The 23,033-nt window shown below is 78.1% G+C and carries 18 protein-coding genes and 1 pseudogene; 9 read left to right on the plus strand and 10 right to left on the minus strand.

The genetic code is table 11. The features are described from left to right. Positions 1-53: 53 nt before the first annotated feature. Positions 54-2,699 (minus strand): SpoIIE family protein phosphatase, encoded by a 2,646-nt coding sequence (locus ACI79Z_RS05125; RefSeq protein WP_456901917.1) that lies wholly within the window; start codon positions 2,697-2,699, stop codon positions 54-56. Continuing rightward, entirely contained in the window at positions 2,696-3,502 is an 807-nt protein-coding gene (locus tag ACI79Z_RS05130; RefSeq protein WP_387988716.1) for an alpha/beta fold hydrolase, read from the minus strand. Before ACI79Z_RS05130 ends, ACI79Z_RS05125 begins: the two co-directional genes overlap by 4 nt. Positions 3,503-3,650: 148 nt before the next feature. Here ACI79Z_RS05130 and ACI79Z_RS05135 point away from each other — a divergent pair, with 148 nt between their 5' ends. From ACI79Z_RS05135 to ACI79Z_RS05150, 4 genes are all read left to right on the plus strand, one after another. Further along, on the plus strand, positions 3,651-4,376 hold the full coding sequence (locus ACI79Z_RS05135) for a hemerythrin domain-containing protein (protein WP_456901918.1): 726 nt from the start codon (positions 3,651-3,653) through the stop codon (positions 4,374-4,376). A gap of 416 nt (positions 4,377-4,792) precedes the next feature. After that, a complete protein-coding gene (locus ACI79Z_RS05140) occupies positions 4,793-5,518 on the plus strand; it encodes a hypothetical protein (protein ID WP_456901919.1) in 726 nt (241 codons plus the stop codon). 205 nt (positions 5,519-5,723) lie between these two features. Next, positions 5,724-8,108, plus strand: coding sequence for a HelD family protein (locus tag ACI79Z_RS05145; RefSeq protein WP_456901920.1), 2,385 nt, complete (start codon positions 5,724-5,726; stop codon positions 8,106-8,108). Between the two features lie 55 nt (positions 8,109-8,163). Further along, on the plus strand, positions 8,164-9,363 hold the full coding sequence (locus ACI79Z_RS05150; protein ID WP_456901921.1) for a hypothetical protein: 1,200 nt from the start codon (positions 8,164-8,166) through the stop codon (positions 9,361-9,363). A 139-nt stretch (positions 9,364-9,502) separates the two neighbouring features. Here ACI79Z_RS05150 and ACI79Z_RS05155 read toward each other — a convergent pair whose 3' ends face one another. From ACI79Z_RS05155 to ACI79Z_RS05165, 3 genes are all read right to left on the minus strand, one after another. Beyond that, the gene (locus tag ACI79Z_RS05155) at positions 9,503-10,723 is read right to left on the minus strand and encodes a cytochrome P450 (protein ID WP_456901922.1); all 1,221 of its coding nucleotides are present in this window, start codon (positions 10,721-10,723) and stop codon (positions 9,503-9,505) included. A 56-nt stretch (positions 10,724-10,779) separates the two neighbouring features. Continuing rightward, on the minus strand, positions 10,780-12,417 hold the full coding sequence (locus ACI79Z_RS05160; RefSeq protein WP_456901923.1) for an SIR2 family protein: 1,638 nt from the start codon (positions 12,415-12,417) through the stop codon (positions 10,780-10,782). 73 nt (positions 12,418-12,490) lie between these two features. Next, positions 12,491-13,132 carry a hypothetical protein gene (locus ACI79Z_RS05165; RefSeq protein ID WP_456901924.1) on the minus strand — a complete coding sequence of 214 codons (642 nt, stop codon included), beginning with the start codon at positions 13,130-13,132 and terminating at the stop codon, positions 12,491-12,493. Positions 13,133-13,239: 107 nt separating this feature from the next. Here ACI79Z_RS05165 and ACI79Z_RS05170 point away from each other — a divergent pair, with 107 nt between their 5' ends. From ACI79Z_RS05170 to ACI79Z_RS05180, 3 genes are all read left to right on the plus strand, one after another. Beyond that, the gene (locus tag ACI79Z_RS05170; RefSeq protein WP_387992865.1) at positions 13,240-14,082 is read left to right on the plus strand and encodes a DUF1206 domain-containing protein; all 843 of its coding nucleotides are present in this window, start codon (positions 13,240-13,242) and stop codon (positions 14,080-14,082) included. A 64-nt stretch (positions 14,083-14,146) separates the two neighbouring features. After that, on the plus strand, positions 14,147-14,977 hold the full coding sequence (locus ACI79Z_RS05175) for a DUF1206 domain-containing protein (protein WP_456901925.1): 831 nt from the start codon (positions 14,147-14,149) through the stop codon (positions 14,975-14,977). Continuing rightward, on the plus strand, positions 14,974-15,831 hold the full coding sequence (locus tag ACI79Z_RS05180; RefSeq protein WP_456901926.1) for a DUF1206 domain-containing protein: 858 nt from the start codon (positions 14,974-14,976) through the stop codon (positions 15,829-15,831). Before ACI79Z_RS05175 ends, ACI79Z_RS05180 begins: the two co-directional genes overlap by 4 nt. A gap of 64 nt (positions 15,832-15,895) precedes the next feature. Here ACI79Z_RS05180 and ACI79Z_RS05185 read toward each other — a convergent pair whose 3' ends face one another. From ACI79Z_RS05185 to ACI79Z_RS05195, 3 genes are all read right to left on the minus strand, one after another. Then, positions 15,896-16,657: an SDR family oxidoreductase gene (locus ACI79Z_RS05185; protein ID WP_456901927.1), complete on the minus strand. Its 762-nt coding sequence runs from the start codon at positions 16,655-16,657 to the stop codon at positions 15,896-15,898. Between the two features lie 94 nt (positions 16,658-16,751). After that, positions 16,752-17,963, minus strand: coding sequence for an acetyl-CoA C-acetyltransferase (locus tag ACI79Z_RS05190; protein ID WP_387992855.1), 1,212 nt, complete (start codon positions 17,961-17,963; stop codon positions 16,752-16,754). Between the two features lie 152 nt (positions 17,964-18,115). Continuing rightward, positions 18,116-18,505: an STAS domain-containing protein gene (locus ACI79Z_RS05195; RefSeq protein WP_387992852.1), complete on the minus strand. Its 390-nt coding sequence runs from the start codon at positions 18,503-18,505 to the stop codon at positions 18,116-18,118. A 274-nt stretch (positions 18,506-18,779) separates the two neighbouring features. On the opposite strand from ACI79Z_RS05195, the gene ACI79Z_RS05200 reads away from it, so the two are divergent. Both ACI79Z_RS05200 and ACI79Z_RS05205 read left to right on the plus strand, forming a co-directional pair. Beyond that, on the plus strand, positions 18,780-19,094 hold the full coding sequence (locus ACI79Z_RS05200) for a hypothetical protein (protein ID WP_387992850.1): 315 nt from the start codon (positions 18,780-18,782) through the stop codon (positions 19,092-19,094). 216 nt (positions 19,095-19,310) lie between these two features. Continuing rightward, positions 19,311-19,676: a hypothetical protein gene (locus ACI79Z_RS05205; protein ID WP_456901928.1), complete on the plus strand. Its 366-nt coding sequence runs from the start codon at positions 19,311-19,313 to the stop codon at positions 19,674-19,676. Positions 19,677-19,689: 13 nt separating this feature from the next. Here ACI79Z_RS05205 and ACI79Z_RS05210 read toward each other — a convergent pair whose 3' ends face one another. Continuing rightward, a complete protein-coding gene (locus ACI79Z_RS05210) occupies positions 19,690-22,680 on the minus strand; it encodes a sacsin N-terminal ATP-binding-like domain-containing protein (RefSeq protein WP_456901929.1) in 2,991 nt (996 codons plus the stop codon). Positions 22,681-22,708: 28 nt separating this feature from the next. Continuing rightward, a pseudogene (locus ACI79Z_RS05215) lies at positions 22,709-23,033 on the minus strand (hypothetical protein); the annotation flags it as partial.

The following is a 23,033-nucleotide window of genomic DNA, read 5'->3' on the forward strand; positions in this document are numbered from 1 at the left end:
ACACCCGCGCCGGGGTGTGTCGGACCCCCTCCGGCCGCCGGGCGGGGACGCCGTCAGCCGCGGTCGTCGCCGCCGGGGAACGCGTCCCGGGCGAGCTGGCGCAGCCCGCCGGCCACGTCGCCGGCGACCGTCGTCAGCCGGTCGACGGCGCCGGAGACCAGCCGGCGCACCGCGACGGGGTCCAGCCCCAGCACGGAGCCGAGCCCCGCCGCGACGTCGACCCCCGGGAAGCCGGGGGGCGGCTCGGGCGGCTCCGCCGGCCCCGGCGTCCAGCGCATCGCGTCACCGGAGACCGAGACGTCCCCGGTCGCGCCCTCGAGCACGTCGGTCAGCTCACTGCGCGTCTGCTCCACGGCCGCCTCCTCGCGCAAGGCCCCGCCGGTGGGGCGGTGGCTGCGATGGTCCGCCTCCTCACCCCCGCCCGCCAGACCCTCCACCGGCAGCCGGGTGAGCACGAGCAGGGCGACGTCGTCGGCGCGGCGGGGCCCGGCCAGCGCGTCGAGCAGCCGGTCGCACAGGGCGTCCGGGTCCGTGTCACCGGGGGCCGCGGCGGCGACGGCGCGCAGCCGGTCCAGCCCCGTGTCGATGTCGGCGGTGCGGCTCTCCACCAGGCCGTCGGTGAACAGGACGAGCGTGGCGCCGGGCCGCAGCCGGCCTCGCCACTCCGGAGCGGGACCCGGCGGGGCGCCGAGCAACCGGCCCGGGCGGACGTCGAGCAGCCCCGCCCGCCCGTCCTCGACCAGCAGCGGCGGCAGGTGGCCGGCCGAGGCGATCCGCAGCCCGCCGGTGGGCGGGTGCAGCCGGGCGAACAGCGCGGTGGCCATCCGCGGCAGGCCCAGCAGCGGCCAGCTGCCGTGCAGCCGGTCGACCAGCGCCGCCGGCCCCGGCCGGTCCACCAGCAGCGCGCGGTGCACGCTGCGCAGCTGGCCCATCGTCGCCGCGGCCGTCACGTCGTGACCGACGACGTCGCCGACCGCCAGCGCCACCTCGCCGCCGGGCAGCGGCACGACGTCGTGGAAGTCGCCGCCGACGTCGGCGCCGCGGCTGGCGGGCAGGTAGCGGACGGCGACGGCGTACCCCGGCACCTCCGGCGGCGCGGGCGGCAGCAGGCTGGCCTGCAGCGTGTGCGAGGTCCGCTCCTCCAGCTCGTGCCGCTGGGCCACGTCCATGCCCTGCGACATCTGCAGCGCGAGCTGCTCGGCGGTCTCGACGTCGGCCTCGGTGAACGGGCCGCGGCGCACGTCGGCGCCGAGCGAGATCACCCCGAGCGGCCGGTTCTCCGCGACCAGCGGCACGCAGACGAGGTCGGCCAGCTCCAGCGCCCGGGTGACCTCCCGGTGCCGCGGGCTCGTGGTGGCCCGGGCGAGCTCGGCGTCGGCCCCGCCGCGCAGCCAGACCGTGCGGTGCTGGGTCATCGCCCGCACGCTCGGGTGGGAGCCGTCGCGGCGGGGCAGGTGGACGTCGCGCAGCTCCTCGACCAGGGGGCGGCGGGCCGGGTCGGCGTGCGCGACCACCGGCTCGACCAGCCCGTGCTCGGTCAGCACGTCGACGACGCACACGTCGGCCAGCCGGCGGACCGTCAGCTCGGCGAGCTCCGCGATCGTCTCGGTGACCCCGTGCCCGGCGGCCATGAGCCGGGCGGCCTCGAGCAGGAACGTCGACCGGGCCGCCTGCCGCACGGTCTCCTCGTGCAGCCGGACCCGCTCGAGCGCCTGCCCGGCCTGCCGGCCGAGGGTGGCCAGCAGGTCGGCGTCCGCCGGCGCCAGGGAGCCGCGCGCGCCGGGCTCGGTCAGGCTGATCAGCTCGCTGTCGTCGGTCACACCGAGGACCAGCACCAGCGCGCCGAGGTGCCGGTCGTCGGCGGCCGACACCGGCACGACGACGACCGCCTCCTGCCCGGCCTCGACCATCGCCTCCGCCAGCCCCGGCCACCGGTCGCGCAGCGCCGGCCCGACCGGCACCGACCGCACCCCGCCGGTGCGGACCAGCTCCGCGCCGTCCCGCGCGGCGGCGGCCAGCTCGCCGAGCAGGTGCGGCGCCACGTGGTCGCTGGCGGCCAGGGCGACCGGCAGCGGCGCACCCTCCGGCCCGGGGACGGCCAGCCACAGCGCGGCGCCGCCGGCCTCCACCGCCGCCCGCGCCCGGCGGACGACGACCTCGGCGACCTGCTCGGCCGACGCCGCCGCGGCCAGCTCGGAGACGACCTGGTGCAGCGTCCGCGCCCGCGCCTCCGACTCGGCCGCGGCCCGCTGCGCGGTGAGCAGCGCCCGCTCGTAGCGGCGCCGCGACGTCGCCTCGAACACCGTGGCGCGCACCAGCAGCGGCTGCCCGTCCTCGTCGCGGACCTCGACCGCGTTGAGCAGGCACGGCAGGACCGACCCGTCCGCGCGGACGACGTCGAGCGCCACCTCGCGGACCGCCCCCTGCAGCCGCAGCAGCGGCGCGAGGTGGGTCTCGTAGAACACCCGGCCGCCGGCGTTGAGCAGGTCCGGCAGCCGCCGGCCGCGGACGTCGCCGGGCTCCCGGCCGGTCCAGGTGCAGAAGGTGCGGTTGACCTTGACCACCCGCCCGTCCGGGACCATCGACAGGTAGCCGCAGGGGGCGTTCTCGTAGAGGTCGGCGGGGTCCTCCTCCAGCAGCCGTGCGAGACCCTCCGGCTGCTGCTCGAGCCGGTCGGGGGGCGGTGCGGGGTCGGTCACGGGCCGGCCGGGCCCCCGAGGAAGGCGCGGATCGCCGCGGTCGTCTCCTCGGGCGCGGACAGGTGCGGGCAGTGCCCGGTGGCGGCCAGCCGCGTGAAGACGCTGCCGGGCACCTGCGCGTGCACGAACCGGCCGACGGGCTCGGGGGCGATGGCGTCGTCGGAGCACTGCAGCACCAGGGTCGGGACCCGGAGCGCGGGGAGGTCGGCGCGGTTGTCGGAGAGGAACGTGACGCGGGCGAAGTCGCGGGCGATGCGGGGGTCGGTGCGGCAGAAGCTCGCGGCCAGCTCCGCGGCCACATCGGGGTGGTCCGGCCCGGCGACCACCGCGGCCAGCCCCGCCGCCCACTGCGCCGGGTTGCTGTCGAGCGAATCCAGCAGCGCGACGACGTCGGCCCGGCTGAAGCCGCCGGTGTAGTCCTCGTCGTCGACGTAGCGGGGACTCGGGCCGATCATCACCAGCGCCCCGAACCGGCCGGGGTCGGCCCGCACCGCCAGCACGCCGATCATCGCGCTCACCGAGTGGCCGACGAGGACGACGTCGGTCAGGTCCAGCTCCCGGACGACGTCGAGGAGGTCCTCGGCGTAGCCGCGCAGGGAACCGTGGCGGACGGGGTCGTAGGCGGAGACGTCGGACCCGCCGGCGCCGACGTGGTCGAAGGTGACCACCCGGTGGTCCACGGCGAACTCGGGCACCAGGGCCCGCCACATCGTCTGGTCGCAGCCGTACCCGTGCGCGAGCACCATCGGCCGGGCCCCTTCCGGCCCGCTCACGCGCACGCAGTTCCGGGTGACCACCGTCACCCCGGGGACGGTAACGGACGCGGGCGTCCCTGTCCCCGCCCGGTCGCGCACGGACCCCTGTCCCCCGGCCCGGCGGGCTCCTACCCTGCCCCCGTCCCGGACGAGACCGTCCGGCCCCTCCCCCCGTGAGCTGCACCGGAGGTGCCCCGTGACCGCCGTCCCGACCTCCCTGCGTCCCCCCGCACCCGCCGCGGAGGCGCCCGCCACCACCCGGGCCGGCGACTCCCAGCGCGTCCTGCACCGGCTGGTCCGCCGGGAGCTGCGGACCCTGGCCGAGCTGGCGACCTGGGCGCCGCCCGGCGACGCCGCACGCACCGCGGCCCTGACCCGGCACGCCGACCTCGTCGGGCGGGTGCTGCTGGGCCACCACGCCGTGGAGCGCGAGCTGCTGTGGCCGGCCCTGGAGCGCGCGGTGCCGGCCGGCGCCGCGGGGCCCGCGCGGGCGCGGGTCGCCGCGTGGACCACCCGCTGCGCCGCCGTCGACAACCGCCTGCGCGACCTGTCCACCGCCGCCCGGCAGTGGGCGGTCGCCGGCACGCCGCCGGCCCGCGACGCCTTCGCGCTGGCCTGCCTGGACCTCGCGGCCGTCGTGGACGCGCAGACCGCGGCCGAGGAGCGGGAGCTGCTGCCGCTGCTGGAGGCGCACCTGCCGGCGCGGGAGTGGACGGCGATCGTGCACGCCGCGCGGCCGGCCCTGTCGGCGCGCGAGCGGCTGACGGTGCTGGGGCTGGCCCTCGAGGACGCCGCACCGGCGGAGCAGGCGCGGCTGATGGCGGGGCTGGGCCGGGGGACCCGGCTGGTCTGGCGGCTGGCCGGGCGGGCGCGCTACCGCGCGGCGGTGGTCCGGCTGCGGGGTGCCCCGCCCTCGCACTGAGGGCGGGCCGAGGGAGCGGGCGCGACGACGAGCCCGCTCCCGCAGGGGTCAGAAGCGCGAGGTGCCGCAGTCCCGGCAGCGCTTCTTGGCCGTGGTGGTCTCGCCGTGGCAGTTCGGGCAGGTCCAGGACGCCCGCTCGGTGGGGCGCTCGGTCGTGGTCGTGGACATGGTGTTCTCCCCTGTCGTCCGGGAGCCTCCGACGGTAGGCAGCCGGGATGTCGGGGAGGTGTCCTGCGGGTTGCGGGACGGCACGGTCTCCCCCGGCTCCCCACCCATCCCGCCACGAGCCACTGGCAGCCCACTGGGACGCGGGTGCAAGCCGGGCCTCCAGTCGGCGCCCAGTCCCGTACAGGAGGTGCGCGGGAGCGTCCTCGCAGCGAGCCGGACAGCGGCTCGACCACCGAGGAGGCACTGCCATGACCCGCACCGCCCTGACCCGCACCGCCCTGACCCGGACCCTGCTGCGCACCGCCGTCCCCGCGACCGCGTTCGCCGCCGTGCTCGCCACCGCCGGCACCGCGTCGGCCGGCTCGGTCGCCTACAACGCCTACGACAACGACGCGAACGGCTACGTCGACCTGTACGCCTTCGACGACAGCGGCGACCTCTACGAGGACACCTGGGCGGTCGACTGGGACGAGAACGGCTACGTCGAGCAGGTCGCCGTCGACACCGACCTCGACGGCTGGCCCGACACCTTCGCCTTCGACGGCGACGAGGACGGCTACGTCGAGGAGGTCGGCGTCGACACCACCGGCAACGGCCTGCCCGACGTGTGGGGCGCCGACTCCGACCTCGACGGCTACCTGGACGCCGCCGCCTACGACGTCGACGACGACGGGTACGCCGACTGGTCCGAGCCGATGGCCCCGACCTCCTACGCCTACGCGTCGGTGACCTACGTCTTCGCCGAGGCCGACGGCTGGACCTACTGGGAGGTGTCGGTCGAGTACGGCTACGGCCTGACCTCCGACTCCGACGACAGCGGGATCGAGCCGGCGGACGGCGGCACGTTCACCGCCGCCCAGGACACCTCCGCAGGGGACACCTCTGCAGGGGACACCGCCGCCGGGGACACCGCGCACGAGTGGACCGGCGACACGGTCACCACCGCGCTGCGCGAGCTGGCCGGCCTGTTCTGACCGCACCGCATCCGGAGTCCGGCCGGCCGGGGCCACGGGGGCCCGGCCGGCCGCGCCCGTGGTGGATCCCTCCCGCCGACACGCGGCGCAGAGGTGACAGCGGGGGGTGGACAGGCGCAGGATGGTCGATTGCCGCGCGCGTCAGGAATGGCGCCGGAATGGCACCGAAGAGAGATTGCCGACCATTCTAGCAGAGGGAAGTGCATTGCCGGCGAGCCCGTCCGACGTCGCCCCCGACCCCGACCTCGACGCCGCAGACCTCGACACCGCAGGCCTCGACACCGCAGGCCTCGACACCGAGGTGGCCCTCGAGCAGGAGTACGTCACCGACCTGTACCGCCGGCTGGACGCGGCCCGCGAGCTGGCCAGCACCCGCTGGCGGCAGGCGATCACCTGGCCGGCCGTCGACCCGCAGGCGCTGCAGGAGCGCGACGCCACCGTCCGCTTCCACGGCGAGCGGGTGGTCGCGCTCGACGCCGCCGAGGCCGGGCTGGTCGTCGGCCGCATCGACCGCGCCGACGACGGCGGCGCCCTCTACGTCGGCCGGATCGGCCTGCCCGGGGACGACCCCGCGCAGGACCCGGCGCTGGTCGACTGGCGGGCCCCCGCGGCCCGGCCGTTCTACGTCGCGACGCCGGTGCAGCCGCTGGGCATCGTGCGCCGCCGGCACATCCGCACCCGCGGGCGCACCGTCGTCCGCCTCGACGACGAGGTGCTCACCGACGGCGTCATGGGCTCCGGCCTGACCGGCGAGACCGCGCTGCTGGCCGCGCTCGACGCCTCGCGCACCGGGCGGATGACCGACATCGTCCGCACCATCCAGGCCGAGCAGGACCGGGTGATCCGCAGCGACGCCGCGGGCGTGCTCGTCGTCCAGGGCGGGCCGGGCACCGGCAAGACCGCCGTCGCGCTGCACCGGGCGGCCTACCTGCTCTACACGCACCGCGAGCGGCTGGCCCGCCGCGGCCTGCTCGTCGTCGGCCCGACGCCGACCTTCCTGCGCTACATCGCCGACGTGCTGCCCTCCCTCGGCGAGACCGGCGTGCTGCTGGCCGGGCTCGGGCAGCTGCGCCCGGGCCTGGACGCCCGGGGCGAGGAGTCGCCGGAGAGCGCGGCGGTCAAGGGCCGGCTGGAGATGGTCGACGTGCTGCGCGCCGCCATCGCCGACCGGCAGGTGGTGCCCGCCGCGCCGCGGGAGGTCGAGGTCGACGGGTTCCCGTTGCGGCTGCGGCCGATCGACGTCACCCGCGCGCAGAACGCGGCGCGCCGCGCGGACCCGCTGCACAACCTGGCCCGGCCGGTGTTCGTCCGCCGCGTCGTCGACACGCTGACCAAGCGCTACGCCGACCGGCTCGGCCGGGACGTGGACGGCGGCGCGGGCCTGCTCGACCGGGAGGACGTCGCCGCGCTGCGCCGCGAGGTGAGCGAGGACCCGGGCGTGCGGTCGCTGCTCGCGGAGCTGTGGCCGGTGCTCACCCCCGAGCGGCTGCTCACCGACCTGTTCGCCGACCCGGCGCGGATCGCCGCGGCCACCCCCGGCTGGTCCGACGCCGACCGCGCGCTGCTGCACCGCCCGCGCGGCAGCGCCGCGTCACCGGTGCAGTGGACCCCGGCCGACGTCCCGCTGCTGGAGGAGGCCGAGGAGCTGCTCGGCTTCGACGACAGCGCGCAGCGCGCCCGCGCCGACCGGGACCGCCGCCGCGCGCTGCAGCGGGCCCAGGAGACCCTCGACGTGCTGCACGGCTCCCGGTCGGTGGACCTGGAGGACGAGCACCTGGAGGCCGAGGTGCTCAGCGCCGGCGACCTGCTCTCGGCCGAGGACCTCGCCGACCGGCAGCGCGAGCTGGACCTGCGCACCACCGCCGAGCGGGCGGCCGCCGACCGCACGTGGACCTTCGGGCACGTCGTCGTCGACGAGGCGCAGGAGCTCTCGCCGATGGCCTGGCGGCTGCTGGTGCGCCGCTGCCCGACCCGGTCGATGACCGTCGTCGGCGACGTCGCGCAGACCGGCAGCCTCGGCGGCGCGCAGCGGTGGGACGCCGTCCTGCGCCCGCACGTCGGCGACGCGTTCCGGCTGGAGGAGCTGACCGTCAACTACCGCACCCCGGCCGAGGTGATGGCGGTGGCCGCCGACGTGCTGGCCGCGACCGGCACCGGGCTGCGGCCGCCGCGGTCGGTGCGCACCGGCGGCACGCCGCCGGTCGCGGAGGTCACCGGGGAGTCCGCGCTGGCCGGGCGGGTCGCCGCGGTGGCCGCGGACCTCGCCGGCCGGGAGGGGACGACGGCGGTGCTCGTGCCGCCGAGCCGGGTCGCCGGCGTCGTCGCGGCGCTCGCGGAGCTGCGGCCGGACGTGCAGTCGGGGCCGGGCGCGGACTCCTCGCTGGGGCCGGTGGTGCTCACCCCGGGCGAGGCCAAGGGCCTGGAGTTCGACTCGGTGGTGGTCGCCGACCCGCAGGGCGTGCTCGACGAGGGCGTGCGCGGGCTCAACGACCTCTACGTCGCGCTCACCCGCGCCACCCAGCGGCTGACCGTGCTCTCCCCCGGCCCGCTGCCCGCGGTGCTCGGCCGGCTGGCGGCCGAGGCGGCCTAGCGGGGTCCAACCGCGGGCGCAGTGCGGTGCAAGCGCGGTCCGGAGTGTGGACGGCGTGTCCCGCTCCCGCCTGCTGACCGTGTCCGCCCTGCTCCCCGCCGCGCTGCTCGCGACGGCCGCGTGCTCCCCGGGCCCGGCGGCCGAGCCCTGGTCCGCCGCGCCGGCGGCCGAGGTCGCGCGCACCACCGTGTCCGCGCCCGGCACCGTCCCGGCCGGCGACCGCACCGACGCCCGCGGGGTCTCCGCCGGCCCGGACGGCACCACGCTCGTCGTGCTGGCCGGTGACGACACCGCGGACGGCACCGCGCCGGGCGCCGCGCTGGCCGTCGTCGGCCCGGACGGCACGACGGTGCAGGCGACGGCGGAGCTGGCGCCCGGCTCCCGCCCGGACACCGCGTTCGGCTCCGGGGGTGCGGCCGTGGTGGCCGGGCCGGTGTGGCCGGGCGCGGGACCGGTCGGCTACGCGCTGCAGGTCGTCGACCCGGCGACCGGGACGGTCACCGCCACCCTCCCGGTCGCCGTCCCCGGGGACGCGCTGCTCACCGGCTCGGCCGCGACCCTGGGCCCCGACGGCGTCCTGTACGTGGCCGTGTCCCGCAGCGCCGGTCCCCCGCTGCTGCTCGCCGTGGACCCGGCCACCGGCGCGGTCCGGGCCTCGGCGGACGTCGACCTCGCCGTCGACGGGGTCGAGCCCACCTCCGCGGAGGTCGGGGCGGTGGCGGTGTCCCCCGACGGCTCCCGCGTGGTCCTGGCCGCGACGACCCCGGGGCCCGACACGGGAGCGCCGGCCCGCAGCCTGCTGCTGCCCCTGACGCCTGACCTCCTGCCGCGGAGCGCGCCGGTCGACCTCACGCCCGGCTTCGTCCGCACCGGGGTCCAGGACCTGGTCGTGGTCGACGACGGCACCGTGTACGCGGTGGTCCGCGGCGCCGACGCCGACGGCGCCGACCGCGAGCACGTGGTGACCGTCGGCGTGGGCGCGACCGAGCCCACGGTGCTCACCGCCGACGGCGCCTTCCGCGGCACGCCGGTCACCGACGCCGAGTTCGACGGGACGGCGCTGTGGCTGACGCTGCAGCAGGAGTCGGCCGCGGCGTCGGTGGTCGTCGTCGACCTGGTCACGGGTGCGGTCGGGACGCCGCTCGGCCTGTGCGACGAGCTGGCCGGGTACCTGCACGCCGGGGACGACGGCCGCATCGCGGTGACCGCCCGCTGCGACGGCGAGGCCGTGCTCTGGTGGCTCGACCCCCGGTGACCCCTCCTCCGCGGACGCTCGTGCTCTGCCCCCACATACGGGGCAGAGCACGAGCGCGTGGAGGGACACCCGTCGGACCTCTCTTCGAGCTCTGCCCCCACGGGCGGGGCAGAGCACGAGCGTGTGCGGGGGGACCCGGTCAGCGCGGCTGCATGACCACGCGGCTGGCCGGCAGGGCGGGGATGCGGTGCAGCGAGATGGTCAGGTCCTGGCCGGGGGCGAAGTCCGCCTGCAGCCGGGCCAGCCGGGGCGCCAGCGCGGCGAGCAGCGCGACCGTGATCTGCTCGCCGGGGCAGCGGTGGTTCGTCCGCGGGTCGCCGCCGCCCTGCGGCACGAGGTCGAACTCGCCGATCCCCCGGTCGAGGAACCGCTCGGGGCGGAAGGCGTAGGGCTCCTCCCACAGGTCCGGGTCGTGGTTCTGCCCGTACAGGTCCAGCAGCACCATCGCGTTCTTCGGGATCGTCTGCCCGGCGAACTCCAGCCGCTGCGGCGCCCGGCCGCCGATGAACGGCGCGAAGGGGTAGAAGCGCCGCACCTCGTGGGCCCACGCCTCGGCGAAGGAGGCATCGGCGGCGGCCAGCTTGCCGCGGTAGTCGGGCCAGGTGGCGAGCGCGTGCCCGGAGAAGGCCAGGAACCAGGCGACGGCGGTGGTCGGGCGGATGACGTTGAGCAGCTCGACGGCGGCCACCCGCGGGTCGAGCAGCCCGCCGTCGGCGTCCCGGTGCGCGGCCACGACCTGCAGCACCGACCCCGCCGGCACGACCAGCTCGCCGGACCGGACCCGCTGGACGATCCCGGCGAGCCACTCCTCCCGCCGGCCGCGGGCCCGCCGCGCGCGCCAGTGCCGCGGCCCGCCGGTGGCGAAGCCGTCGACCATCGCCAGCAGGTCGCGGGCCAGCGCGGGCACCTCGTCGTCGGCGACCGTGATCCCGGCCCAGCGGGTCACCGCGCCGGCGATCACCCGCGCCGACTCGTCGAACAGCACGAACTCGGGGCGGCCGGACCACTTGCGGGCGGCGTCGTCCCAGGCGGCGCCGGCCCGCTCGGCGAGCGCGTCGATCGCGGCGGGGTCCATGAGCACCCGGACGAACATCGCCTTGCGGACCCGGTGCGCCTCGCCGTCCAGGGTGTGCACCGCGCCCTTGCCGAACAGCGTGCCCTGCACCGGCTCGGGGATGGCGTGCGCGCGGTGCACGTGGTCCTCGTCGTAGAGGAACCGCGCCGCCTCGGGACCCTCGATGCCGACCGCGGGCAGGCCGCCCAGCCGCGTCCCGACGGCGTGCCGGCCGCGGGCGCGGCGCAGGTCGGGCAGCCAGGCGTAGCCCTTGGTGAGCAGGGCGAGGGAGTTCTCCAGGCGCATGGGTCCCGCGGTTCCCCGTACGAGGGCGGGTCAACCTCGGCCGGGTGGGGCCGACCTCAGCCCGGGCGCTGCTGCTGCAGCCGGTCGTCGCGGGCGTCGGTGGCCTCGTCGACGGGGCGGTCGTCGACGGGCCGGTCGTCGCCGGACCCGTCGCGCCGGCCGCCGGAGCGCCCGGCGCCCAGCCGGCGCAGCAGCGCGGCCACCTCCCCCGCCGCCGACGGCGTCGACGCCCCCTCCGGCAGCGCCTCGGCGACCCCCTGCAGCGCCTCGGCCAGCACCCGCTCCTCGTCCGAGAGCATCCCGCGGTAGGCCGGGTCGAGCAGGTACCCGGTGGGCGGCGTGGACAGGCAGCCGAGCAGGTCCAGCAGCACCTCCAGCCGGCGCGCGGCCTCGGCCGGCGGGGCGTCCGCCCCGCCCATCGCCACGGTCTCGACGTCCTGCTCCCACAGCCGGCTGCGGGCGGCGTCCTCGCGCAGCGCGAGCACCGTGCCGGAGCGGCGGCGCGGCTCGCGCCCGGGCACCTGGACCGCGCTGCGCACCTGGTGGGCGATGCGGATCAGGTCGTCGTCGAGCATCGAGGTGCCCACGAACAGCACGTGCCGGGTGAGCAGCAGCGAGTGCAGGACGCCGGAGAGCGCGGCGCGGGAGTCGCCGAGCTGCAGGTACTCCTCGCGGGTCAGCACGACGCCGGCCGGGTGCGCGGCGTCGCCGTGCAGCTTGAGCAGCCACGGCCGGCCGGGCCGGGGCTCGTCGTAGGGCAGCACCGACAGCTCCCGGCCCATGTCGGCGGCGGCGAGCTCGACCAGCGGGTCGTAGTTGGTGGTCACGAACTCCTGCACCGGCAGGTCGGCGATCAGCGCGTGCGCCAGCGCGTACGGCCCGGGACCGAAGCGCTCCTGCACGAACCGCTCGAGCTCGTCACGGCCGAGCTCCCGGGCCAGCAGCGCCGCGGCGTCCTGCGGAGGCAGCCGGGACAGCCCCTCGCGCAGGTCGTCGTCGAGGCCGGAGCGGGCGGCCAGCTCCCCGAGCAGCTCCTCCCACGTCGGCAGGCCGGCGGCGGCGCTGACCCCGGCGCCGATGAACAGCGCCAGCTGGCCGCGGCGGGCGCGCTCCCCCAGCTGCTCGGCCAGCGCCCTCAGCGGCTCGGGCAGGTCCCAGCCACCGTCGTCGCCGCGGCGCACCCGCTGGGCGGCGGCGAGGTCGCTGGGCCCGCGCAGCACCAGCGCGACGTCGAAGCCGTGCTCGTCGGCGGCCTCGCGCAGCACCGGCAGCAGCTGCTGCAGCAGGTCGCCGCGCCGCCCGGCCGCCCCGCCCCAGCCGGTGCCCAGCGCCGGCAGCCCGACCAGCCGCCGCGCCCGGCCGTGCACCGGCTCGGTCACCTCGCGGCGGGCGACGGCGGCCAGCGCCTCGCGGGCGCCGTCGAGCAGCCAGCCCGGCCCGCGGCCGCGGTCGTCGACGGTGTCGAGCAGCCAGGCCCGCCGCGGCCCGCTGCCGGGGACCTCGAGCACCCGCTCGTCGCCGTGCCACGCCAGGTCGACGCACACGCCGTCGGCGTCCTCATCGGTGACCAGGTCGTCGGGCAGCAGCGCCCGCCAGCTGGCGGCGACGCGCAGCGTCCGGCCGGTGGGCACCAGGACGTCGTCGCAGGACAGGCGGGTCAGGTCGGCGCCGACGACGAAGACGTGTCCACTCACGCCCGGTCCCCTACCCACGGCACCGCCGCGACGGAACGGCAGCGGGTGCGGACTCGCGACCGGAGCGGCCGCGTCAGCCGGCCTGCGGGACGCCGCAGCCGCCGGCCGAGCAGGCGCAGCCCGCGCACCCGGCCGGACGGGCCGGCGCCGGGGCGGTGGCGACGGCGCGCAGGCCGGCCGCGGCGACCAGCAGCGGCACCGCCGCCAGGCCGGTGGCCAGGGCGGCGACCACCGTGGCGACGTCGGCGGCGCGGCCGGCGCCCTGGACGGCGAGCGTGCCGGCGAGCAGCGCGCCGACCAGCACCGTCCACACCAGCAGCGCCGCGCCGCCGCGGCGGGCGGCGCCCCCGCGGGCGAACGCCACGGCCGAGCCGGCGAGCAGCACCAGCGGGACGCCGGCGAGCAGCACCCAGCCGGTCGCGGCGGCGGAGACGACGGCGACCGCGACCGCGGCGACCCCGCCGGCGACGGCGGCCGCCCCGGCCGGGACCGATCCGGCGCGCAGCAGCCCGGCGCCGCGGGCGGCGGCGAGGACGCCCAGCCCGCCCAGCAGCAGCCGGGCGCCGAGGTCCCCGGTCACGACGGCGAGCACCGCGAGGACGACGAGCACGACGCCGAGGGCGGCGCGCAGCGGCCAGGCGCGGCGGGCGACGTCCCGCTCCGTGCGGAGAGGAGCGGGACCTGTCTTCGTGCGTGCCGTCGTCGCGTTGACCACGACGCCCAGTGTCCCGCATCGGCCGCCGGACCCGGCGCGGCGGCCCGGCGCGTGCGACGCTCGGGTCCCGCGCGAGCAGGCGCACGGGCGAGGACGACGGGGGCGGCGTGACCGAGGGCGGGGTCCGGGCGCCGCAGCGCGCTGCCCGCAGCCGCCTGCTCGAGCACGTCGCCCGCGCCGGGCTGGTCGGCTACGCCCTCATCCACCTGCTGGTCGCCTGGCTGGCGCTGCAGCTGGGCTGGGGCACGCCCGGGCTGGTCACCCCCGCCGAGTCGACCGACTCCGCCGGCGCGCTCGCCCTGCTCGCCGCCACCCCGCTGGGCAACGTCCTGCTGTGGGTGCTGGCCGGCGCGCTGGCCGGCCTGTGCCTGTGGCAGGCGGTCGAGGTGCTGCGCCACCACCACCGGCTGCCGCCGCCGGGCCGCGAGCGCCGCGCGGCGCTGGTGCAGGTGGTCAAGACCGTGGGGACGGCGGCCCTCTACGGCTACCTGGCGGTGGCGGCGGTCCGGCAGGCCCTGGGCCTGGTGCAGCCGCCCGCCGAGGACCGCGAGGCCGTGCGGGGCGTGCTGTCGTGGCCGGCCGGGCAGGAGCTGGTGGTGGGCGTCGCGGCGGTCGTCGTCGGCATCGGGCTCTACCACGTGCGCAAGGGGCTGCGGTCGGACTTCCTCGGGGAGATCGACCTCCGCACCGTCGCCCCGGCGCTGTGCCGGCTCACCCACCGGTTCGCCCAGGTGGGCTTCGTGCTCAAGGGCGTGGCGCTGGTCCTCGTCGGCGGCATCGTGGGCTGGGCCGCGGCGACCTTCGACCCGGCGCGCGCCACCGGTCTCGACGGGGCGCTGCGCGCCGTCGCCGGGGAGCCCTACGGCCGGTGGCTGCTGGTCGTCGTCGCCACCGGGCTGGCCTCCTTCGCCGTCTACCTGCTGGCCCGGGCCCGGCACCCGGTCGGCTGACCGGCGCGGCGGCCGTCCCCGTGCCACGCTGACGCGGCACAGGAGCGGACCGAGGAGGGCGGCCATGACCGGAACGGGGACGGCGGCGGGCAGGTCCGGCAGGAGTGACGCCCTCGAGAACCTGGCGCGCGTGGGGCTGGTCGCCTACGGCGTCGTCCACCTGCTGGTCGCCTGGCTGGCGCTGCAGCTGGCCTGGGGTGGCGGCGGGCAGCCGGCCGACCAGTCCGGCGCGCTCGGCACCCTCGCCGCCACGTCGGTCGGCAAGCCGCTGCTGTGGGTGCTCGCCATCGGGCTGGTCGCACTCGCGCTGTGGCAGGCCGCCGAGGTGCTGCGCTGGCGGTACGGCTGGTCGGCGTCGGGCGAGCTGCGCACGAAGGCGGTCACGAAGTCGGTCAAGGCGCTGGCCAAGGCGGTCGTCTACGTCGTGCTGGCGGTGACCGCGTTCCGGTTCGCCACCGGCGCCGGCCAGTCGAGCGCGGCCCAGCAGCAGCAGACCGCGGCCGGCGTGTTCGGCTGGCCCGGCGGGCGCTGGCTGGTCGGCGCGGCCGGCCTGGTGGTCATCGGCATCGGCGTCCACCACGTGCTCAAGGGCGTCAGGAAGAGCTTCGTCGACGAGATCGACCTCGCCGCCGCACCCCCGGCCGCCCGCCGCACGGTCACCCGCCTCGGCCAGGTCGGCTACCCGGCCAAGGGCGTGGCGTTCGGGGTGGTCGGCGCGCTGCTGGTCTACGCGGCGGTCACGGTCGACCCGGCCAAGGTCTCGGGCCTCGACGGCGCGATGCGCACCATCCTCGAGGCCCCGTTCGGGCAGGCGCTGCTGACCCTGGTGGCCGTGGGCATCGCCGCGTTCGGCGTCTTCTGCTTCGTCCGGGCGCGCTACCCCGAGCGGACGTGACGGGGCCGCTCTCCCGCGTGCACCGGGCGGTCACGGCCGCCCGGGAGGTCACCGACCACCCGGTGCTGGAGGCCGCCGCCCGCGTCGGGCTCGTCGCCTACGGGGTGGTGCACCTGCTCATCGGCTGGCTGACCTGGCGGGTCTCCCGCGGCGCCGGCGGCACCGACGCCGACCAGACCGGGGCGCTGGAGACGGTCGCCGGCACCCCCGGCGGGTCGGTGCTGCTGTGGGCGATCGGCCTGGGACTGCTGGCGCTGGCGCTCTGGCAGGGCGGTGAGGTGCTGCTGTGGTGGCGCGGGCTGCTCGACCCGGCGCACCGCACCCGCACCGCCGTCGTCTGCGCCAAGTGCCTGGCCAAGGCGTTCGTGTACGCCGTCCTCGGCGTCACCGCGCTGCTGTTCGCCGTCGGCGCCGAGTACGAGGCCGACGAGCGGCTGCGCGAGCTGACCGGCGAGACCCTCGAGGTGCCCGGCGGCGCGGTGGCGGTGGCGGTCGCGGCCACCGGCGTCGTCGCGGTGGGCCTGTACTCGCTGTGGCGCGGGGCCACCGGCGGCTTCATGAAGGACGTCGACCTGCCCGCCGCCCCCGACCGGTGGGAGCCGGTGATCGAGGCCGTGGGGCGGGTCGGGTACGTGGCGAAGGGCGTGGCGTTCGGCGTCGTCGGGGTGCTGCTGTGGCGCGCGGCGACGACGGCCGACGTCTCCACCGCCACCGGCCTGGACGGCGCGGTGACCACGATCGGCCGCACCGGCGCGGGACCGTGGCTGCTCACCGTCGTCGCGGCCGGGTTCGCGGCGTTCGGCGTCTACGCCCTGGCCCGCGCCCGCTACCCCGACCGCGACCCGTCGCAGTGACGTGCGGGAACGGCCCCCGTGCAGGGGCCCTCCGCCTACGCGTGCGAGGTGTGGGGGGCCTTCCTCAGGTGCGGGGGCCGCCGGCGACGTAGACGACCTGACCGGAGACGAAGCCCGCGCCCTCGCTGACGAAGAACGAGACGGTGTGCGCGATGTCCTCGGGCACGCCGGCGCGGGCCACCGGGATCGCCGCGGCGCGCTCGGCCACGTACTCCTCCCAGTCGCGGCCGATCCGCTCGGCGGTCGCCCTGGTCATCTCGGTCTGGATGAAGCCCGGGGCGATCGCGTTGGCGGTGACACCGAACATGCCCAGCTCGATGGCGAGGGTCTTGGTGAAGCCCTGCAGCCCGGCCTTCGCGGTGGCGTAGTTGGCCTGGCCGCGGTTGCCCAGCGCCGAGGTGCTCGACAGGTTGACCACCCGGCCCCACTTCGCGTCCACCATGTGCTTCTGGCAGGCGCGGGTCATGAGGAACGAGCCGCGCAGGTGGACGTGCATGACCAGGTCCCAGTCGGCGTCGGTCATCTTGAACAGCATGTTGTCGCGGGTGACGCCCGCGTTGTTCACGAGCACGACCGGCGGGCCGAGCTCGGCGGCGATCCGGTCGACGGCGGCCTGCACCTGCTCGGCGTCGCCGACGTCGGCCCCCACCCCCAGCGCGCGCCCCCCGGCGGCCTCGATCGCCTGGACGGTGCCCGCGGTCGAGGACTCGTCGAGGTCGAGCACGGCGACGGCGAAGCCGTCGGCGGCCAGGCGGAGCGCGGTGGCCGCACCGATGCCGCGGGCGGCGCCGGTCACGATGGCGACGCGGGCGGGGGACTCGCTCATGGGGAGGTTCTCCTCGGGGTCGGGGGCTGCCGGCCGATCATGCCGGGCAGCCCCCGGACACGCCGGGTGGGGTGTCACACGCCGGGGCGGGTCCTCACACCCGCTCGAGGACGGCGGCCAGGCCCTGCCCGCCGCCGATGCACATGGTCTCCAGGCCGTAGCGGGCGCCGCGGCGGTCCATCTCGCGGGTCAGCGTGGCGAGGATCCGCCCGCCGGTGGCGCCGACCGGGTGGCCCAGCGAGATGCCCGAGCCGTTGACGTTCATCCGGTCGAAGTCGGACTCGGTGAAGCCCCACTCGCGGGTCACCGCCAGCACCTGGCTGGCGAAGGCCTCGTTGAGCTCGATGAGGTCGATGTCGGAGAGCTTGAGGCCGGCGAGGTCCAGCGCCTTCGCCGTCGCGGGGACCGGGCCGATGCCCATGGTCCGCGGCGGGACGCCGGCCACCGCCCAGGACACGACACGGGCCAGCGGGCGCAGCCCGTGCTCGGCGGCCTTCTCCGGCGAGGTGACGACGCAGACCGCGGCGCCGTCGTTCTGGCCGCTGGCGTTGCCGGCGGTGACGGTGGCCTCGGGGTCGTCCCTGCCCATGATCGGGCGGAGCCTGGCGAGGGTCTCGACGTTCGAGTCGGGGCGGATGTGCTCGTCGCGCTCGACGACGGTGTCGCCCTTCCGGCCCTTGACCGTCACCGGGACGATCTCGTCGGCGAACCGGCCCTCCTCGGTGGCGGCGGCGGCCCGCTGGTGGCTGCGGACGGAGTACTCGTCCTGCTCCTCGCGGCCGATCGAGTACTCGCGGCGCAGGTTCTCCGCGGTCTCGAGCATGCCGCCGGGCACCGGGTGGTTCACGCCGCCGGCGGTGACGCGGCCGCGGGCCAGGCCGTCCTGCAGCAGGACGCCGGGGCCGGCCTTGACGCCCCAGCGCATGGCGGTCGAGTAGAACGGCGCGTTGCTCATCGACTCGGCACCGCCGGCCAGCACGACGTCGGCGGCGCCGGTCTGCACCTGCATCGCGGCGTACAGCACCGCCTGGAGGCCCGAGCCGCAGCGGCGGTCGACCTGGATGCCGCTCGCGGTCACCGGCAGGCCGGCGTCGAGCGCGGCGACGCGGCCGATGGCCGGTGCCTCCATGGTCGGGTAGCAGTGGCCGAGGACGACGTCGTCGACCGACTCGGGCGGCAGGCCGGTGCGCTCCATGAGCGCCCTGACGACGGTGGAGGCGAGGTCCTGCACGGGCACGTCCCGCAGCGACCCCCCGAAGCCCCCGACCGGGGTCCGCAGCGGCTCACAGATGACCGCGTCACGCACGGCGTCCTCCTCCTCGACTCGGCCGGCGGGCAGGCCCCGCACCGCCGCCGAGTGTGCTCCCCGGCGAGGCACCGCGCGCAGTCAGGTCGGGAGCGGCCCCCTCGCAGGGGCCCGCCGCGAGCGTCGGAGAGGGGGGAGGAGGAGTCCCTCCGTCAGGCGGCGCCGGCCCCGGCGCCGGGCCGGACCTGCTCGACGCCCAGCAGGTCCCAGAGGCCGGTGACCTGCAGCGCCCGGGCCACCGCCCGGGTGCCGACCAGCACCCGCAGCCGGGTGCCCTGCGCCTCGGCGGTGCGGTGCGCGACCGCCAGCGCGGACAGGCCGGCCGAGTCGAGGAAGGTCACGGCCTCGAGGTCCACGGTGACCACCCGCGGGTCCGCGGCGAGGGCGCCGTCGAGCTCACGGCGGAGCAGCGGCGCGCTGGCGCAGTCGACCTCACCGGCGCACAGGAGCCGGGTGTCGCCGTCGAGGGAGACGGTCTCGACGGTCAGCAGGTCGTCGGCGGCGCCCGAGGTCGTCGGGGGGCCTGAGGAGAGTGTGGTCACGGTGCGCCTCTCGATCGAGGGCGGGCCCGTGCGGAGGACAGCGGCTCGAGAGCCACACCACGGCGCGGAGTCCGGCATTGGCGGAGCACGGCTGGATGTTGAACCGCAACCCGGACGGTAGGCGCGGGACGGTTGGGGCGCAAGGTCCGCACCGAGGTGCCCACCGTGCGTCGACCGGCGTGTCGCCCGCGGCGCGCGGGGCCGTGACCAGGCACTCCTCGCCCGGTACCCCGGGGACGGCCCCCGCTCACCGGACGCGGGGATACTGGACGGCGTGAACGGGCGACTGGTGCTGGCGGGCCTCATCTGGGCGGCGGTCTCGGTCGTGGCGTTCCTCGCGATCCCGGACGTGATCGTCGCCGCCGGGCTGGTCATCTTCGGCGCCGTGCTCCTCCTGGTGCTCTTCGTGGCCCGGGACTGGGACACGCACTCCTCCTTCGAGGAGCGGGAGATGATCCGCGCGCGCCGGCGCAAGGACCGGTGGGAGCGCACCGCGGACTCCCGCGCCCGTGACCGCGAGCGGTGGGAGGCCCACCAGGCGCGCAAGGCCGCCCGCTCGGCCGGCGCCGACGACGCCCCGCAGCGGTAACCGCCTCCCGGATAAGGACTCGACGGGCCGGGCCGGGGCTCCCTACCGTCGCGGCATGCGCTCCTGAGCCGACCGCCTCGCCGCGACGTCCGCGTCCTGCCACCGGGACGCCCGCGGGTCGAGCCGCCGCTCCCCGCTCCCCTCCGCCCCTCCCGGGCGCCCCTCCCCTGGCTGCCGGCCGCCCGCGGCCGGTCCGACCTCCTCCCGGAGGCACCCGTGTCACGTCCCTCCCGTCCCCTGCCCGCCGCGGCTGCCGCCGCGCGCGACGCCCTCCCGCCCGCGGACGCCGCCGCCTTCGAGCGGCTGGCCTCGGCCGTGCTCGCCTCGCCCGGCGCGGCGCTGGGCCCGGTCCTGCGCGCCCAGTTGCCCGGCGTCGCCGGGGTCCGCTGGCTGCGGACCGCGGGGCTCGCCCCGACCACCCGGGCCGGGTCCCTGTCCGCCGAGCAGTGGTCGAAGGACCCCTCTGCCCCCCACCGCTCGCACGCTCGCGGCGGGCCCCTGCAGAGGGGCCGGAGGACAGGCGGCCGGGCCTCCGCGCACGGGCACGCCCCCGGCGCCCAGGCCGTCCCGCGCTGGTTCTGAGCACCCGGCCGGGCTAGCCGATCGCGTCCTCCGCGGCGAGGTCGGCGGCCCGGCCGGGGTCGGCGAACGCCTCGGCCAGCGCCTGCCGCAGCGGCCAGGCGCGGGCCCGCCAGGCCAGCGCCCGACCGAGGGCGGCGGGGCTGCCGTCCACGTGGTCGACGCCGTCGCCGGGCCACCACGGCACCGGCCGGCCGCCGGCCAGCAGCGGCTCGTGGACGGCGACCTCGCCGGTCAGCTCCGGCACGCCCAGCCGGGCGGCGGCCAGGCCGGCTCCCGGCACCGACGCCCACGGCTGCCGGCGCACCGGGGTGCTGGTGACCTCCGCCCGCACCCGCTCGCCGGCCAGCGGCAGGTCGAGCAGGTCGGCCACCGCCGCCGGCGCGCCACCGGCCGGGACCAGCAGCGCGTCGACCAGCGGCTGCACCCACGGGACGTCGAGCACGGCGACGGCCTCCCGCGCGGGGTCGGCGACCCGGTCCGGCGCGACCCGCACGCGGCGCGGCGGGTCGACGTCGACGCCGTCGAGCGCGCGCGCCAGCCGGGCGTGGACCGTGCGCAGCACCGGCGGCGGCACCGTGCGCGCGGGGTCGCCGAGCCGGTCGAGCAGGTCGAGCGCGGTGTCGACGTCGGCGAGGACGTCGTCGACGGTGGCCGGCAACCGCAGCCGCCCGAGCACCGACGCCGGCCCGTCGGCGGGGTCGTACAGCCCCCGCAGCTCCCGGCTGCCGGGCGCGCACAGCCGGTCGGGGCGCCGGCCGGCGAGCACCGGGTGGGTGCTCAGCCACCAGCGCAGGTAGCAGGGCACGGCGACCCCGTCGAGGACGACGTCGGCCCACGCCTCCTCCGGCGCGGCGGCCAGCAGCGGCAGCGCGCCGGCCCAGTCGGCGACCAGCTCCAGGTCCCGGACGGCGGTCAGCGGCGGCCACGCCGGCGGGGGTCCGCCGGGCGGCAGGCGGTCGAGGACGGCGTCGGCCCACTCGTCGGCGGCGTCGACGTCGAGGTCGTCGGGGTCGTCGGCGTGCACCAGCGCGAAGTCGGCGAGCACGCCCGCCGCGCGCAGCACGGCCGGGTCGTGCGCGGCGGCGAACCCCGGGTCCAGCGTCCCCAGCGCGCCGTCGCGGAGGACGGCCGCGAGCGGCGCGCCGGGCAGCAGCAGCTCCCCCGCCGGCGCCCACGCGCCCTCGGCGTCGGGCAGGGCGAGCTCGGCCAGCCAGGGCAGCTCCCCCGGCGCGGTGGCGGCCGCGGCCACCAGCGCGAGCACGGCCTCGGCGAGCGCCGCCGGGTCGCCGTCGTCGAAGCCCTCCTCGACCGCGTCGACCGACTCCTCCACGGCGCCCCGCACGGCCGGGTCGGCGAGCACGACCGCGGCGGCCGCCGGGCGGGCGCCCAGCCGCTCGAGCAGCCGCCGGGCGGCCGGGTCGGCGACGGCGCCGGGGTCGGCGACCCGCAGGTGCAGCGGGCCCAGCCGGGCGACCGGCAGGTCCTCGCCGGGCAGCAGCACCCCGGCCGGGCCGGGCGCGGTCCGCCCGTCGGCCAGCGGCACCGGCAGCGCGCCCAGCTCCTCGCGGTCGGCGCCGTCGAGGGCGGCGTACAGCCGCGCCCACCAGTCCGCCGGCCGGCTGATCCCGGAGACGGCCTCCACCACCTCGGCGGGGCCGATCCGCCGCACGCCGAGAGCGGCCAGCGCGGGCGCCCCGTCGCGCCGGGACCAGCCCGCCGGCAGCAGGCCGGGCACGACCCCGGCGAGGACGGCGACCCGCTCGTCGGTGTCGTCGGCGAGGACCGCGGCGCGGTCCGGGGGCTGCCGGCGGGCGGGGTCGTCGGCAGCCGGCAGCCAGGCCGCGGCGCGCAGCCGGTCGAGGACGGCGGAGCCCAGGGCGGCGTCGAGCTCGGCGGCGGCCAGTCCGATGCGCGGCACCAGGCCCAGCACGGCGGGGTCGGCCGGGAGCGCGGTGACCAGGTCGGGGTAGGTGTCCGCGGCGACGACGACCAGCGCGTCGGTGACCGGGCCGGGCGCCACGTGCCGGCGGTCGGGGCCGAGCGGGAACGGCGCGACGAGCCGGACCGGCAGGGACAGCGGCTCGTCGCTCGGGGTCGGGGCGTGCACCACCTGGCGCCCGGTCAGCGGGACCGGCCGGCCGTCGTCGTCGAGGGGCACCGCCCAGGTGACGTCGTAGCCGCGGCGGGCGCGCTCCTCGACCGGGCGGCCGGCCAGCAGCTCCGCGGGCAGCTCGCCGCTGCGGGTGGCCAGCCGCCAGGTGGTGGTGTGGTCGCCGTCGCGGACCCGGGCCAGCGGCGGGGTGCGCGTGCAGGACAGGGTGCGGACGGCGCCGTCGACGGCGACCTCGACCTCGGCGAGGCCCGGCAGCGCCAGCAGCAGCTCGGCCTCCAGCGCCTCCAGCGCGCCCCGGACGGCGGCCCGCGACCCGGCGCGCAGCGGCAGGACGACCTCGGTGGCGAACCCGTCGGGCGGGGGCCCGTCGGCCGGCCACGGCAGCCGCAGCACCGGCACGGCGCCGTCGCGGCGGGCCAGCTCGCCGGCGAGCGCGGGGACGTCGGCCACCGCGGCGCGGGTGTGCGCCGCGCTGAACCGCACGCCGCCTGGGGTGGAGTGGACGGCGGGCTCGTCGGAGACGGCGAGGACGGCGGCGAACCCGACCCCGAAGCGGCCGACGGTCCGCGCCTCGTCGCGCTTGGCGGAGGCGCGCAGCGTGGCCAACCCCGTGACCCCGGCGGCGTCCAGCGGGGCGCCGGTGTTGGCCGCCCGCAGCACCTCTCCCCCGCCGCCCACCGTGGCCAGCTCCAGCCGCAGCCGCCCGGGCACGCCCGCGCGCACCGCGGCGTCGGCGGCGTTCTGCGCCAGCTCGACCAGCAGCCGGTCCCGGTAGCCGCCGCGGACCAGGTCCTCCTCGGCGTTCGCGTCCTCGCGGAAGCGCGCCGGGGAGTCGGTCCACGCAGCGAGGACGCGGCGGCGCAGCCCCGCGGTGTCGAAGGGGTCGGCCACGGGCACGAGCATGGGTCCCGGACCGGACCTACGCGTGAGTAACTTGCCGGGTAACCTGCGCCACATGTCGCTCGCCGAGCAGATGGACACGGTCACCGACGCCGCCGCCGGCACGGTCGACCGGCACGCCACCACCCAGACCTTTGAGTCGACGGACCCGGCCACCGGCGCCGTCGTCGGCGTCTTCCCGGTCCACGACGCCGACGCCGTCCGCGAGACCGTCGGGCGCGCCCGGCCTGCCGTCGGGCGAGGCGTCGACCACCAGGCGCAGCCGCCAGTCCCGCCCGGCCAGCGCCGCGGCCAGCCGCTCCGCCAGCGGCCGCAGCGTCGCCTCGTTGCCGTACACCGGGACG

The organism is Geodermatophilus sp. SYSU D00663 (assembly GCF_054050655.1).

Coding starts and splice junctions, on each gene's coding strand:
- ACI79Z_RS05185 (WP_456901927.1), bottom strand. CDS start 16,657: ATGAGCGAGTCCCCCGCCCGCGTCGCCATCGTGACCGGCGCCGCCCGC.
- ACI79Z_RS05175 (WP_456901925.1), top strand. CDS start 14,147: ATGACCGGAACGGGGACGGCGGCGGGCAGGTCCGGCAGGAGTGACGCC.
- ACI79Z_RS05155 (WP_456901922.1), bottom strand. CDS start 10,723: ATGCGCCTGGAGAACTCCCTCGCCCTGCTCACCAAGGGCTACGCCTGG.
- ACI79Z_RS05140 (WP_456901919.1), top strand. CDS start 4,793: ATGACCCGCACCGCCCTGACCCGCACCGCCCTGACCCGGACCCTGCTG.